Source organism: Actinosynnema sp. NPDC091369 (genome assembly GCF_044757065.1).
GTDB lineage: Bacteria > Actinomycetota > Actinomycetes > Mycobacteriales > Pseudonocardiaceae > Actinosynnema.
In genome coordinates this window covers 372,895-386,449 of the sequence record NZ_JBIVUG010000004.1, presented here as the reverse complement: position 1 = coordinate 386,449, position 13,555 = coordinate 372,895, and the positions used below count along the sequence as shown (strand labels likewise).

The 13,555-nt window shown below is 73.5% G+C and carries 15 protein-coding genes and 1 pseudogene; 13 read left to right on the top strand and 3 right to left on the bottom strand.

The window, feature by feature from the left end; genetic code table 11:
• Nucleotides 1-44 precede the first annotated feature (44 nt).
• The 9 genes from ACIQMJ_RS18300 (at nt 45) to ACIQMJ_RS18260 (ending at nt 9,132) form a co-directional block, all read left to right on the top strand.
• Nucleotides 45-1,346 (top strand): FAD-dependent oxidoreductase, encoded by a 1,302-nt coding sequence (locus ACIQMJ_RS18300; RefSeq protein WP_499762149.1) that lies wholly within the window; start codon nt 45-47, stop codon nt 1,344-1,346.
• 37 nt (nt 1,347-1,383) lie between these two features.
• Entirely contained in the window at nt 1,384-2,916 is a 1,533-nt protein-coding gene (locus ACIQMJ_RS18295) for a sensor histidine kinase (protein WP_499762148.1), read from the top strand.
• On the top strand, nt 2,904-3,545 hold the full coding sequence (locus ACIQMJ_RS18290) for a response regulator transcription factor (protein WP_499762147.1): 642 nt from the start codon (nt 2,904-2,906) through the stop codon (nt 3,543-3,545). Before ACIQMJ_RS18295 ends, ACIQMJ_RS18290 begins: the two co-directional genes overlap by 13 nt.
• A gap of 77 nt (nt 3,546-3,622) precedes the next feature.
• Nucleotides 3,623-4,687, top strand: a complete 1,065-nt coding sequence (locus tag ACIQMJ_RS18285) for a hypothetical protein (protein WP_499762146.1) — start codon at nt 3,623-3,625, stop codon at nt 4,685-4,687.
• A complete protein-coding gene (locus tag ACIQMJ_RS18280) occupies nt 4,684-5,478 on the top strand; it encodes a hypothetical protein (protein ID WP_499762145.1) in 795 nt (264 codons plus the stop codon). Before ACIQMJ_RS18285 ends, ACIQMJ_RS18280 begins: the two co-directional genes overlap by 4 nt.
• Nucleotides 5,475-5,807 carry a cupredoxin domain-containing protein gene (locus ACIQMJ_RS18275; protein WP_499762144.1) on the top strand — a complete coding sequence of 111 codons (333 nt, stop codon included), beginning with the start codon at nt 5,475-5,477 and terminating at the stop codon, nt 5,805-5,807. Before ACIQMJ_RS18280 ends, ACIQMJ_RS18275 begins: the two co-directional genes overlap by 4 nt.
• Nucleotides 5,804-6,895, top strand: coding sequence for a hypothetical protein (locus ACIQMJ_RS18270; protein WP_499762143.1), 1,092 nt, complete (start codon nt 5,804-5,806; stop codon nt 6,893-6,895). Before ACIQMJ_RS18275 ends, ACIQMJ_RS18270 begins: the two co-directional genes overlap by 4 nt.
• Before the next feature lie 270 nt (nt 6,896-7,165).
• Entirely contained in the window at nt 7,166-7,924 is a 759-nt protein-coding gene (locus ACIQMJ_RS18265; protein ID WP_499762142.1) for a bestrophin-like domain, read from the top strand.
• Complete coding sequence (locus ACIQMJ_RS18260; protein WP_499762141.1) at nt 7,921-9,132, top strand: TolB-like translocation protein; 1,212 nt, start codon at nt 7,921-7,923, stop codon at nt 9,130-9,132. The genes ACIQMJ_RS18265 and ACIQMJ_RS18260 overlap by 4 nt, the downstream gene beginning before the upstream one ends.
• 72 nt (nt 9,133-9,204) lie before the next feature.
• Here ACIQMJ_RS18260 and ACIQMJ_RS18255 read toward each other — a convergent pair whose 3' ends face one another.
• Nucleotides 9,205-9,537, bottom strand: a complete 333-nt coding sequence (locus tag ACIQMJ_RS18255) for an ATP-binding cassette domain-containing protein (protein ID WP_499762140.1) — start codon at nt 9,535-9,537, stop codon at nt 9,205-9,207.
• 85 nt (nt 9,538-9,622) lie between these two features.
• Nucleotides 9,623-9,670, bottom strand: a pseudogene (locus ACIQMJ_RS18250) (hypothetical protein); the annotation flags it as partial.
• A 137-nt stretch (nt 9,671-9,807) separates the two neighbouring features.
• Between ACIQMJ_RS18250 and ACIQMJ_RS18245 the strand changes: the two are divergent.
• The 3 genes from ACIQMJ_RS18245 (at nt 9,808) to ACIQMJ_RS18235 (ending at nt 12,291) form a co-directional block, all read left to right on the top strand.
• Nucleotides 9,808-10,032, top strand: coding sequence for a hypothetical protein (locus tag ACIQMJ_RS18245; protein ID WP_499762139.1), 225 nt, complete (start codon nt 9,808-9,810; stop codon nt 10,030-10,032).
• 219 nt (nt 10,033-10,251) lie between these two features.
• Nucleotides 10,252-11,382 carry a DUF418 domain-containing protein gene (locus ACIQMJ_RS18240; RefSeq protein ID WP_499762138.1) on the top strand — a complete coding sequence of 377 codons (1,131 nt, stop codon included), beginning with the start codon at nt 10,252-10,254 and terminating at the stop codon, nt 11,380-11,382.
• A 54-nt stretch (nt 11,383-11,436) separates the two neighbouring features.
• Complete coding sequence (locus ACIQMJ_RS18235) at nt 11,437-12,291, top strand: maleylpyruvate isomerase family mycothiol-dependent enzyme (RefSeq protein WP_499762137.1); 855 nt, start codon at nt 11,437-11,439, stop codon at nt 12,289-12,291.
• A gap of 35 nt (nt 12,292-12,326) precedes the next feature.
• On the opposite strand, the gene ACIQMJ_RS18230 is transcribed toward ACIQMJ_RS18235, so the two are convergent.
• A complete protein-coding gene (locus tag ACIQMJ_RS18230; RefSeq protein ID WP_499762136.1) occupies nt 12,327-13,106 on the bottom strand; it encodes a helix-turn-helix domain-containing protein in 780 nt (259 codons plus the stop codon).
• Between the two features lie 96 nt (nt 13,107-13,202).
• On the opposite strand from ACIQMJ_RS18230, the gene ACIQMJ_RS18225 reads away from it, so the two are divergent.
• Nucleotides 13,203-13,550 carry a VOC family protein gene (locus ACIQMJ_RS18225; protein ID WP_499762135.1) on the top strand — a complete coding sequence of 116 codons (348 nt, stop codon included), beginning with the start codon at nt 13,203-13,205 and terminating at the stop codon, nt 13,548-13,550.
• Nucleotides 13,551-13,555 lie beyond the last annotated feature (5 nt).

Sequence of the window (13,555 nt, the reverse complement as noted above, 5' to 3'; positions counted from 1 at the left end):
AGCGGAAGAAGCCCCCGACCGGCCGGCGCTGCCACAGTTGCCGGATGACGCATGCGGTGGTGCTGGGCGCGAGCATCGGCGGGCTGCTGGCGGCCCGCGCGCTGGTCGGCGTGTACGACCGGGTCACCGTGGTCGACCGCGACCCGCTGCCGGCGCACGCCGGCCACCGGCGGGGCGTGCCCCAGGCCCGGCACTTCCACACCATCCTGGTGCGCGGCACGCGGGCGATGGACGGGATGTTCCCCGGCCTGACCGACGAGCTGGTCGCCGACGGCGCGATCCCGGTGCGCTTCACCCTCGACTCCCGGTTCGTGCTGGCCGGGCACCGCATGGTCGGCGTGGACACCGGCGCGTCGGACCTCCAGGCGACCCGGCCGGTGCTGGAGGGCGCGATCCGCGCCCGGCTCGCCGACCTGCCCGGCGTGCGGCTGGTGCCGAACCGCGCCGTGGCCGGCCCGGTGTTCGAGGGCGGCCGGGTGACCGGCGTCGAGGTCACCCGCGACGGCGTGGCCGAGGTGCTGCGCGCCGACCTGGTGGTCGACGCGATGGGCCGGACCGGGCGGGCGCGGTCGTGGCTGGCAGCCGAAGGGCTGCCCACGCCCGCCGAGGACCGCATCGACGTCGACATGGTCTACGCGAGCAGGCTCGTGCGCCCGGTGACGCCGTTCCCCGACAAGCTGGTGCTGGTCGGCCCGGTGCCGGGGCGGCCAACCGGGTTCGCGTTCGCCGCGCAGGAGCACGGCCGGTGGATGGTCACCCAGGTCGGCATGGCGGGCGACCACCCGCCGACCGACGAGCCGGGTTTCCTGGCGTTCCTCGAGCGGTCCGCGCCGCCGGACGTGCACGAGGCCGTCGCCGCGTCCGAACCGCTCACCGGGATCCGCTCCCACCGGTTTCCCGCCAGCCTGCGCCGCCGCTACGAGCGGTTGCGGCGGTTCCCGCCCGGCCTGCTGGTCTTCGGTGACGCGCTGTGCAGCTTCAACCCGATCTACGGCCAGGGCATGACCGTCGCGGCGCTGGAGAGCGAGGCGCTGCGCCGGTGCCTGCGGGACGGCGACGGCGACCTGGCGCGGCGGTTCTTCCGCGAGGCGGCCCGGATCATCGACCCGGTGTGGCAGCTCAACGCGCTCGGCGACCTGGCGCTGCCCGAGATCCCCGGCCACCGGTCGCCGTCCACCCGGGCGCTCAACCGGTACGTGGCCCGGCTGCAACGCGTCGCCGCGCACGACCCCGTGGCCGCCACCGCGTTCATCCGCACCATCGGGCTCCTCCAGCCGCCCACGTCGATCCTGCGGCCGACCGTGCTCGCCCGCGTCCTGGTCGGCGGGCCGGGCCGCCGCGACTAGCCCCGGCGGCGCGGCCCGAACGGCTACCTTGGGCACCATGCTGCTGCCGTCCGCGATGCTCGCGGTGAGCGCCGTCTACGTGACCGCGGGGGTGATCGGCCGCCGGGCGCAGCCGCGCAACCGGATCGGGCCGCTGTTCGTGCTCGTCGGCGTGGGCTGGCTGCTCGACTACACGGTCGACGACGACGGGTCGTTCCTGTTCCTGCTGGCCTGCAAGGTCTGGCCGGCCGTGCTCGGGCACGCGCTGCTGGCGTTCCCCACCGGCAGGCTGCGCACCACGCCGCGCCGGCTGGTGGTGGCCGCCGGGTACGCCGAGACGCTGGCGCTGGGCGTGGCGTTCGAGTTCGAGCGCCAGCCGTGGGCCGCCGCGATCGTGGACGCCGAGACGCCCATGACCGCGTTCGTCGGCATCTCCATGCTGGGCCTGCAACTGCACCGCTGGCGGGTCAGCAGCATGGCGCAGCGGCGCACGCTGACCGCGATGCTCGGCGCGGCGGCGGTGGCGATCATCGCGTTCGTGGTGTGGGAGCCGGTGGAACGCGCGGGCCTGCAACCGCCGCTGGTGGTGCTGATGCTGGCGTTGAGCGGCATCCCGTTCGCGTACCTGGCCGGGTTGCTGCGCCGCCGGATGGACCGCGGCGAGGTGGCCGACCTGGTCGTGCGGCTCAGCGGCGACAGCAGGCGCGACGGCGTGCAGGAGGCGCTGGCCGCCACGCTGCACGACCCGAGCGTGCGGGTGGCGTACTGGGTGGCCGAGCAGGATCGGTACGTGGACGTGGACGGGCGGCCGGTCACGCTGGACTCCGTGCACACCAGGGTCGACCGGGGCGGCGTGCCGGTCGCCGTGCTGCTGCACGACCCCGTGCTGGACCTGGAACTCGTGGACGCCGCGTGCGCCGCCGTCGGCCTGGCGCTGGAGAACGAACGGCTCACCGCCGAGCTGCGCGCCAAGGTGCGGCAGCTCGCCGAGTCGCGGGCGAAGGTGCTGCGGGCCGCCGAGGACGGTCGCCGGCGGCTGGAGCGTGACCTGCACGACGGCGTCCAGCAGCGGCTGCTGTCCGCGGTGATGACGCTGGGGCTGGCCGAGACCGTGCCGCCGGACCGCGCGCGGGCGCTCGCCACCGAGGCCAAGCAGGCGGTGCTGGCCACCATCGACGACGTGCGCGCGGTGTGCCACGGCATCCACCCGCCGGTGCTGGCCGAGCGGGGCCTGCACGGCGCGGTGCGCGAGCTGACCGCGTTGGCCGAGCCGCGGGTGGACCTGACCCTGGACCTGCCCGATATCGTGCCGCCGCTGGTGGAGACGACCGCGTACTACGTGGTGGCCGAGGCGCTGGCGAACGTCACCAAGCACGCCGAGGCGTCCCGGACCAGGGTCGCGATCAGCGGCCGGGACGGGCGGCTGGTCGTGGAGGTCGACGACGACGGGCGCGGGGGAGCGGACCCGGTGCTCGGCTCGGGGCTGCGGGGCCTGGGCGAACGGGTCGAAGCGAACGGGGGGACGATGCGGGTGGTCAGCGCGGCGGGGACGGGCACGAGGTTGCGGGTGGTGCTGCCGTGCGGGTCGTGATCGCGGAGGACTCGACGTTGCTGCGCGAGGGGTTGGCGCGGCTGCTCGCCGAGGCCGCGTTCGAGGTGGTGGCGGCGGTGGAGGACGCGCCGTCGCTGGTGGCCGCGGTGGACGGGCACCGGCCGGACGTGGCCATCGTGGACATCCGGATGCCGCCGACGCACACCGACGAGGGGTTGCGGGCGGCGGTGGCGCTGCGGCGGCAGTACCCGGCGACCGGTGTCCTCGTGCTGTCGCAGTACGTGCGGGTCAGCTACGCGACCGAGCTGCTGGACGCGGGCGCGGACGGCGTCGGCTACCTGCTCAAGGACCGGGTGTCGGACCTGGCGGAGTTCACCGCCGCGATCCGGCGCGTCGGCTCGGGCGGCTCGGCGTTCGACCCGGACGTGGTGAGCAGGCTGCTGGTGCGGCGGCGCGACGACAGCGACGACCGGCTGACCGAGCGGGAACGGGCCGTGCTCGCGCTGATGGCGGAAGGGCGCACCAACCAGGCCATCGCGCAGCGGCTGTTCATCGCCGAGCGGACCGTGGAGAAGCACTGCACCAGCATCTTCACCAAGCTGAACCTGTCCGCGAGCCCCCACGACCACCGCCGCGTGCTGGCCGTCCTGCGCTACCTCAACGCCTGAGAGGTGCGGTTAACCGCACCACGAGGTGGGGGTGGCACGATTCCGGGGCGGCCGGTCGCGCGGGCACGCTGGCGGTCATGAAAACGGGGCAGGACACAGCGGTACCGGCGGGGGAAGCGGTCACGGGACGGCGGCCGCGGGCCGGGTACCGGACGGACCTGATCACGGTGCTGCTCGGCACGTGGTTCTCGATCGGGTTGTTCCTCGACGCCTGGGCGCACTCGAACGTGCCCGAGCTGGAGTCGTTCTTCACGCCGTGGCACGCGGTGTTCTACTCGGGCTTCGCGGCGACGGGCGCGTGGATCCTGTGGGTGCTGTGGCGCAACTACCAGCAGGGGCTGCGCGGCCTGGACGCGGTGCCGATCGGCTACGGGCCGGCGGTGCTCGCGCTGCCGGCGTTCGCAGTGGCCGGTGTCGGCGACTACCTGTGGCACACGTTCATCGGCATCGAGCAGGGCATCGACATCCTGTTCAGCCCGACGCACCTGGTGCTGATCGCGTCGATGATCGTGATCCTCACGACGCCGCTGCGCACGCTGTGGAGCGACCGGGGCGTGGTGAGCCCGTCGCTGGTGCAGTGGCTGCCCGCCGGGCTGGCGCTGGCGTTCGCCACCTCGCTGGTGCTGCTGTTCGCCGGGTACGCCGACGCGACGGTGTTCACCAGCGAGCAGGTGATCAAGGCGTTCACCTTCGACAAGGGCCAGGGCGGGTCGGGCCGGGCGGTCGAGCTGGCGGCGTCGATCATGTTCACCAACCTGATCATGATCCTGCCGCTGCTGCTGGCCGTGCGCCGGATCCGGTTGCCGTTCGGCGCGGCCACGCTGCTGGCGTTCGTGGTGATGCTGCTCAGCACCGCCGTGGCCAACTACACCAACACGGCGATCGCGGTCGGGTTCATCGTCTCCGGTGTCCTGATCGACGTGCTGCTGCTGAAGCTGAACCCGGCGGAGGACCGGCTCGCGCAGTACCGGCTCTTCGCGACGGCGGCGTCGTTCGTCACGTGGGCGGTGTACTTCGCGGCGGCCATCATCGACCGGGGCACGACGCCCAGCGTCACCGAGATGTGGACGGGGGCGCCGGTCATGGCCGCGCTGCACGGCCTGCTGATGGCGGTGGTGCTCGTGCCGACCGCCCGCCGGTGAGGGCGCTGCTCCTGGCCCTCGTGCTGCTGCTCGCCACCGCGGGCCCGGCCCAGGCGCACGCCGGCGGCCTCACGCCGCAGGACCACCTGAGCCGGGTCACCGGGATCGACCCGCCACTGCCCGGCGTGACCGCCACGATGGTCAACCACGGCACCGAGCTGGAGATCCACAACGGTGGCAGCGCGCCGGTCACGGTCGGCGGTGCCGACCCCACCGGGCACGTGATCGCGCCGGGCGAGACCTACCGCTTCCGCGACGAGCGCACCACCTCGTCGCGGTGGGAGATCCCGCTCGGCACGTCGGCCGTCAAGGGCCGGGTGGACGTCATCCCCGGCCCGAACCCCCTGTGGTGGCTGCTGATCACGCTGGCGCTCGCCGTCGGCGGCTACTTCCTGGGGCGGCGGCGCGTGCTGCTCGCGCTCGGCGTGGTCGTGGTGACGGCGGGGCACGTCTGGCACGCGGTCGGGTCGACGCTCGTGGTCACGGGGCAGCCGTTCGTGCCGCTGCTGCTCGGCGCGAGCGGTGTGGGGCTCGTCGCGTGGCCGTTGACGGTGGTCGCCGCGGTGGCCGCGGTCCGGCGCAGGCCCGCGACGGCGTTCGTGGCGGCCGTCGTCGGCGCGATGCTGGTGGTGGCGGGCATCCCGGACTTCGACAGCTTCCGGTTCTCCCAGCTGCCGTTCGCCGGTCCGGCCGACGTGGACCGGCTGCTCGTGGCACTCACGCTCGGCGGCGGCCTCGGCCTGGCCGCGGGCGGATTCGACTACCTGAGAAGGACTGGACCGACCACATGAGGATCGTTCACGCCCTGCTGCTCGCGCTGCTCGTGCTCACGGGCTGCTCGTCGACGGCCGAGCCCGCCGCGCCGCCCGCCGAACCGCTGGTGCTCCGGCTCTCGGTGGACCAGCCGTCGCCGCAGCGGGTGGAGGCCGTGCGAGGGCAGGCCGTCGAGCTCACCGTCACCAGCGAGGAACCGGTGGACGTGCACGTGCACGGCGTCGACGTGCTGGCCAAGGCGGAGAGCGGGAAGCCGGCGCTGCTCAGGTTCACCGTGGACCGGACCGGCACGTTCGACGTCGAAGCGCACCCGGACACGCTGCTCGTGCAACTGGTGGTGCGGTGACGGTCCTCGCCCACGGGGTCGGCGCGCGGCACGACCTGCCGCTGCCGCTGGACCTCGTGCTGCAAGGCGCGGCCGTGGCGCTGCTGGCGTCGTTCCTGGCACTGGGTCTGCTGTGGACGAAGCCCCGGTTCACCGCCGTCGAACCGGGGCCCGACCGCGACTGGTGGCCCGTGCGGCTGCTGGTCGCGGTCGGGCTGGTGCTGGTGCCCGCGCAGGCTTGGCCGCACCTGGTGTTCGTGCTGCTGTGGGTCGGCGTCGCGGTGCTGTCGGTGCTGCTCGGCCCGGTGTGGCGGGTGCTCAACCCGCTGCGCCTGGCCGCCCGCGTCACGCTCGGCCGCGCGTACCCGGAACGGCTGGGCCACTGGCCCGCCGCGCTGGGCCTGCTCGCGTTCACGTGGGTGGAGCTGGTGTCGCCGGACGCGCTCCCGTGGTTCCTGGTGGCGCACGCGGTGGTGAACGTGGCGGGCGGGGTCGTGTTCGGCGGCACGTGGTTCGAGCGGGCCGACGCGTTCGAGGTCTTCTCCACCCTGCTGGGCCGGCTGTCGCCGTTGCGCGGCAACCCGTTCCGCGCGCTCGTCGCCACGCCCGTGCGGCCCGGCCTGGTCGCCGTGGTGGCGGTGCTGCTCGGCTCGACCGCGTTCGACAGCCTCGGCTCCAGCCCGACCTGGGAACGCCTGTCCGTGCCGGACACCGCCGGCCTGGTGGCGGCGGTGGCGCTGGTCGCGGGCAGCTACCTGGCGGCGTGCCGGTCGTTCGGCGGTCAGCTCGCACACTCGATGGTGCCCATCGTCGCCGGGTACGTTGTGGCGCACTACTTCTCGCTGCTCGCCGTGGAGGGCCAGCGGGCCGTCGCACTGCTGTTCGGGGTCACGGGGTTCATCCCGAGCGACGCCCCGGCCTCACCCGTCCTGGTGGCGTCGGTGCAGGTCGGCGCGGTGCTCGCCGGGCACCTGCTGGCCGTGGTGGCCGCGCACGACCGCGCGTTGCGGCTGCTGCCGCCGAGCAGGCACCTGACGGGCCAGGTGCCGTTGTTGGTGCTCATGGTCGGTTACACCTCGGGCGGCCTCGCGCTGCTGTTCGCGGGCTGACCGGCCCTTTTCCCGAACCCGCGACCGTCTGTCGTGACATAAACAACACGATCGGGCTAGGTAATTAGCTCGATAGGATGGAATTCTCCGCATTCCGGCGGGTTGCCGGTCGGGAGTATGGTGATGCGAGGTGGGTAGATCACCTGACAGACTGGCCTTTCTTGGCACCCGGATGAACGTTCTTCTCACCGGATCGGGTCGATCACTAGCTTGCGGGTGAGTGAAATCGGCGGATCTGTGGAATTCATTCCGGGTGGCGAAAGGGTGTCGATGAGCATTTACCTCACAGGTCTGCTGTGGGTCGCCGGCGCGGCGGTCGTGGCCGCCGTCATGGCCTACCTGATCCGCAAGTACGGCGAGCTGGAGGGCCGCTCGGCCAACAACGAGGCCGCGGGCCAGGTCTTCACGATCGTGGCCGGCCTGCACGCGGTCCTGCTGGCGTTCGTGCTCATCGCCCTGTTCGACGGCGTCAACCAGGCGAGTGACGCCGCCTACCGCGAGGCGGACAGCCTCACGGCCGCCACGTGGGCGAGCGACGCGCTGTCCCCCGACGTCGGCCGCCAGGTGCGCGACCTGGCCCGGCAGTACGCCGTCACGGTCATCGACGACGAGTGGCCGGGCATGGTGTCCGGTGGCGAGTTCCAGTCCAGCGGCTGGTCGGAGCTCGACCGGCTGCGCCAGGTCGTGGCCGACGCGCCCGCGGGCGACGAGTGGCAGGTCGACCGCAAGACCGAGGCCGCGAACCAGCTCTGGCAGGTCTACGAGGCCCGGCAGGCGCGGCTGAACGCGGTGGGCGGCGGCATCAGCTCGGTGGTGTGGTTCGTGCTGATCGCGGGCAGCGTCCTGGCCGTCGGCCTGCCGCTGCTGTTCGGCGGGCCGCGCATCCGCACGCACGTGCTCATCGTGGCGACCTTCGCCGCGACCATCACCCTGCTGCTGTACGCGACCTACCAGTTGCAGAACCCGTTCGGCGGCGGCGCCGGGGTGACGCCGGAGGCGTTCGAGGCCGCGGTGGAGCGGTTCGGATGATCGACGCGCTCGCGCAGGTCGTGTGCACCGTCATCCAGGTGGAGGCGGGGGCCCACGGCCCCTCGTCCGTCTTCCAGGTGCGGTTCCCGTCCGGCGAGACGACGTCGCTCACCACGCTCGACGTGCGGCTGAACGCCATCGGCTTCTCCGCCGGCCAGAACCTCGTGTACGGCGTGGACCAGCAGGACAGGCTGGTCGCCCTGGACCGGACCGGTCGGGTGGTCGGCGCGCCGTCGCGGCCGACGCCCGGACTGGGGCACGCGACGGCGGGCGTGGTGGTGGACGAGCGGCTGGTCGTGCGCGCCGGGCCGCGGCTGCTCGCGGTCGACATCCGCCGCGGCAGCCCCACGTTCGGGCACGTCCTGGACGAGACGTGGCTGTGGCCGCTGGCCACCACGGTCGACGACTTCGACCTCAACCCCGACGACGGCCTGCTCTACGGCGTCGCCACCGACCACGGCCACGGCGTGGTGGTGACCATCGACCCGGACACCGGCCGGACCAAGCCCGTGCCCGGGGCGGGCCTGCTGCCCGGGGGGAGCGGCTACGGCGCGGTGACGCTGTCGCCGGACGGATCGCTCTACGCCACGCAGAACAACCACCGCGGCCGCAGCACGTTGTGGCGGGTGGCGCTGGACGGCTCCGGCGTGGTCACGGAGATCTCGTCACGCAAGCCGCTGAACACCATCGACTCGTCGGGCTGCCTGTCCACCATTCCCACGCCCACGACCACGACGACCCCCACGACGACGACGACCACCACCACCACCAAGCCGACGACGACCACCACGCCGCCCACCACAACCACGACAACAACAACCACCGTCCCGCCGACCACAACGACAACCACGACCCCACCACCACAACCGACAACCACAACCACAACCGTCGCCCGAACGACGACCACAACCACGACCACGAGCACGACCACCACGACGGTCCGCCCGGCGCCCGCCGTGCCGCCGCCGAACATCCCGCCCCCGCCGCGGCTGACCACGCCGCCGCCGAGCACCCCGCCCCCGGCACCGCCTCCTCCGCCGCCCCCGCCCCCGCCACCAGCCGACATCGACGCGCCGGACCGGCAGGTGGAGACGATGGCGCCGGCGGACAACACCGTCCGCGACCAGCGCCGCTGGGGCCTGACCGCGATGATCCTGATCCTGGCCGCGGGCGCGCTCGCCCGTCAGGCAGCCGGCCGGCGTCGGTGACCGCGAGCGGGTCCGGTCAGGCGGTCGGCATCCGGCGTGCCGTCCCCTCGTGCAGTCCCGCGGCGGCCCCGGTCAGACGGCCAGCATCCGGCGCACCTCCTCGTCGTGCAGCTCCGCGGCGGCCCCGGCGCGGACGACCTCGCCCGCGTCCAACTCCACGAAGCTGTCGGCCAGCCGCACCGCGAAGTCCAGGTACTGCTCCACCAGCAGCACGGTCAGCCCGGCCTCCCGGTGCAGCCGCTCGATCGCAGCCTCGATCTCGTCGATCACCGACGGCTGCACGCCTTCCGTCGGCTCGTCCAGCACGAGCAGCCTGGGCCGGGTGACCAACGCGCGGGCGATCGCGAGCTGCTGCCGCTGCCCGCCGGACAGCAACCCGGCCGGCCGCTTGAGCAGGCCCCGCAACGCCGGGAAGACGTCCAGCGCCTCGCCGCACGCTGCCCGCCGCCGGCTTGGTCAGCCCGGTCACGACGTCGATCACCGTGGTCTTGCCCGCGCCGTTCGGCCCGATCAGGAACCGCAGTTCGCCCTCGTCCACGGTGAGGTCCAGCCCGTCGACCGCCGTGAACCCGTCGAACACCACGCGCAGCCCGCGCACCTCCAGCAACGCCGGCGGAGCCGGCGATCCCGCCCCGGTCACGCGGCAGCTCCGCGTCGCGCACGGTCACCTCGCTGATGGCCATGGTGCCGCTCGACGAGTGCAGGATGCCGACCTTGATCTCGTCACCGGAAGCGCCCGCGCCGCCGCCGGGCTCGTCGACGCAGGCCGTCGCGAGCAGGGCGGGCAGCAGGAAGGCGATCAAGCCGCGCTGGACGGTTCCGCGCTGGACGGTTTTGGGCTGGAAGCTCTGGGAACGCACCGGCAGCTCCTTTCGAGCAGGTGGAACCGAGAAGCTGTGAACCGCGTGTTGCGGGCCGAGCGCGCCGGGTTACGTTCGTGTGGCCAACTCCGCACGGTATGGACTCGTGATCTGCCGCCTCACCTTGCGCGTCCGCCGCGTCATCCGTTCGGCCGACGCCATCGTCCGAAGGTGGGACACCACCGGACACCTTCCGCCGACGCTCGCGCACCTCCGCTCGTCCTACGTTCGGTGGCGCGAGCAGGTGAGGGGAGGGCACATGGGTGGGCGAATCGCGGCGCTGGACGTGCTGCGCGGGGTGGCGATCCTGGGGACGTTCGGGACGAACGTGTGGGTCTTCACGGACCCGCAGGGGGTGATGGGTTTCCTGGCCGGCTTCGGGGCCGGAGCGGGTGACCCGGTGACCGCGCTGCTCCAGATGATCACCAACGGGAAGTTCCTGGGCCTGCTGTCGATCATGTTCGGCATCGGCCTGGCGATCCAGCACCGCTCCGCCGTGCGGCGGGGTCGGCGGTGGCCCGGCTGGTACCTGTGGCGCTCGGCGCTGCTGCTGTTCGAGGGCCTGCTGCACTACGTGCTGGTCTTCGAGTTCGACGTGCTGATGTTCTACGCGGTGGTGTCCGTGCTGGTCGCCTTCCTGGTGGGGCGCGGCGGACGGGTGCAGGTCGGCTGGATGGTCGCGGCGGGGGCGCTGAACCTGGCGCTGGTCGGGCTGATCACCTTCGGGATGCTCAGCGGCGGCGCGACCGTCGGCGAGCCGGGGTTCGTGCTCACCACGGACAGCTGGTGGAGCGGTGTGCAGGCGCGCGTCGAGCACTTCGGGGTGTTCCGCGCCGAGGGGTTCCTGGTGCTGCCGCTGAGCACCCTGCTGTTCCTGGCCGGCGTGCGGCTGTTCCAGGCGGGCGCGTTGGAGGACTCCGCGCGGGGGAGCCGGATCCAGCGGCGGCTCGTGGTGTGGGGCCTCGGCGTCGGCGTACCGCTGAACGTCGCCACCACGCTCGCCGGACGGGACTGGTTCGCCGTCGACCGGTACGTGTGCGCGCCGCTGGTCGCGTTCGGCCTGCTCGGCGCGATCACCGCGCTGGTGAACCGGATGCGGGCCGAGGCGGGGCCGCTGCGCCGCGGTCTCACCGCCGTCGGCCGGTCGGCGTTGAGCTGCTACGTCGGGCAGAACGTGATCGCGTCCGCGCTGTGCTACCAGTGGGGCCTGGGCCTGGCCCACCGGTGGGGCCACCTCGGCCCGTGGTTCACCGCGGGCGTGTGGCTGCTGGTCGCGGCCCTGTTGCTGGTCGGCGCGTCGTGGTGGATGCGGAGGTTCGCGCGCGGCCCCGTGGAGGCGTTGTGGGACCGGGCCTACCGGGCACCGCAACGCCGGGTCGCGCCGCGGTAGCGGACACCACCGAAACACTGTTATCGTCCCGGCGGCGGACTTGGGGGTGCCGTGGTGTCCGAGCAGTGGCCTGTCGTGCGGGACGTGCTGTCCGACGTGACCGGGCGGTTCGCCGACCTCGTCGCCGCGTCCGATCCGAGCGCCCTGGCCACCCCGGACTGGACGGTGGCCGACACGGCGGCGCACGTCGTCGCCATCGCCTCGATCTACACCACGCTGCTGGCACCGGACGGCGGCGAGGTGGCCGACCCGGCCCTGGCCGCCCGCATCCCCACCGTCACCGTGGAGACCGTCGCCGAGCTGAACGACCTGGCGCTGCGCCGCTTCACCGAGCGCGACCCCGCCGCGCTGGCCGCGATGCTGCGGTCCCTGGTGGCCGAGGTCCTCGACGTGACCGACGGCGCGGACCCCGAGCGGACCGTGCCGTGGCTGGGCGCGTCCCGGGTGCCGGTGGCCGGCGTGCTGGCGCACCTGGTCAACGAGCTGCTGATCCACGGCTGGGACATCGCCCGCGGCGTCGGCGCGCCCTGGGCCGTCCCGCCGCGGGAGGCCGCGCTGTTCTTCGAGCTGTTCATCGTCGGGATGATGCGCAACGACGTGGGCGGCGTCCTCGACGGCCAACCGCCCGGCGACCGCCGCATCGCCGTCGCCTTCCGCTCCCGCCACACGACCCCGGTCACGCTCGTCCTGCACCGCGGCCGGGTCTCGGTCGGCGAGCCGGGCGACCCGGTGGACGTGCGCCTGACCTTCGACCCGGCCACGCTGAACCTGGTGCTGTTCGGCCGGGTCAGCCGCGCCCGCGCCGCCCTGACCGGCACACTGCGCGTCACCGGCCGCCGCCCGTGGCTGCTGCCCGCCTTCCTGCGCACCGTCCGCCTGCCGACGAACTCCGTGCCGCTCTCCGGCTGACCTCGGGACCGGTCCCGCGACAGGCAGCGGATCGGTCAGGCGAGCAGCCGGCGCAACGCCGTGGGCGTGTGGCCCACGTGCTCGCGGACCGTGCGGGTCATGTGGGCCTGGTCCGCGAAACCCAGGTCCGCCGCCAACCCCGCCAGGTCGTCCTCGCCCGCCTCCAACCGCCGCACCGCGCGCCCCACCCGCACCTGGTTGCGGAACCTCGTCAGCGAGACGCCGACCTCCCGGCTGAACGCGCGGCTCAGGCGGAACGGGGACACGCCCAGCGACTGCGCCAGCGGCACCAGCCCGGCCGACTCGGGCGTGTCGGCCAGCACCGCCGCCCGCGCCGCCGCCACCACGGCCCGGTCCTCCGCGCCCGGCAGCGGGCGGTCCGAGGCGCGGGTCGCGGCGGCGGCCAGCAGCCGCACCAGGCCCTCCGCCACGTCGAACCCGACGTCACGGCCGGACACCACGCGGCGGTGCGCCAGGTCCACCGCCGCGTCCACGTAGAACGCCGTCCGCGCCGGCCGGTCCTCGCCCACCACCGACCGCCACAACGCCGGCCGCACCCACACCGCCGTGCACACGTCCCCGCCCGCGGGGTGCGCGAACTCCGCCGGCTCACCCGGCTCCTGCAGGTACGCCGTGCCCGGCCCCGCCTCGAACACCCCGTCCCGCGCCCGCCGCCGGAACGAGCCGCGCCGCACGAGCACGATCACGTGCCCGCACGCCGCCTCCGCCTCCGACCACGACGCGTGCGAAGCCGAGCAGGACACGGCGTCGACCGTGAAATCGGCCGACGCGGCGAGCGGGACCGCGGTGAGCACACCCGCAACCTACGCCGGCGGCACGACAAAAAAGTTCAATACGGGCTCCGCCGGGACCGGGAAGCTCGTACCCACACCACCCAGGAGGGAACGACCATGCGCCTGAGCACGATCATCCTCGACAGCGCCGACCCGGCCGAGCTCGCCGGGTTCTACACCACAGCCACCGGCTGGGAGCAGACCTACGCCGACGACGATTTCGTCGTCATCGGTGACGGCGGCCCGGTGCGGCTGGGCTTCCAGCGCATCGCCGACTACCACGGACCGAGCTGGCCCGACGACCGCAAGCACGCGCACGTCGACTTCGCCGTGCCGGACGTCGCCGCGGCCGTCGCCACCCTGCTCGACCTCGGCGCGCGCAAGCCGGACTTCCAGCCCGGCGGGGACGACTGGACCGTCCTCACCGACCCCGAGGGCCACCCGTTCTGCCTCACCACCGGCTGAAACGC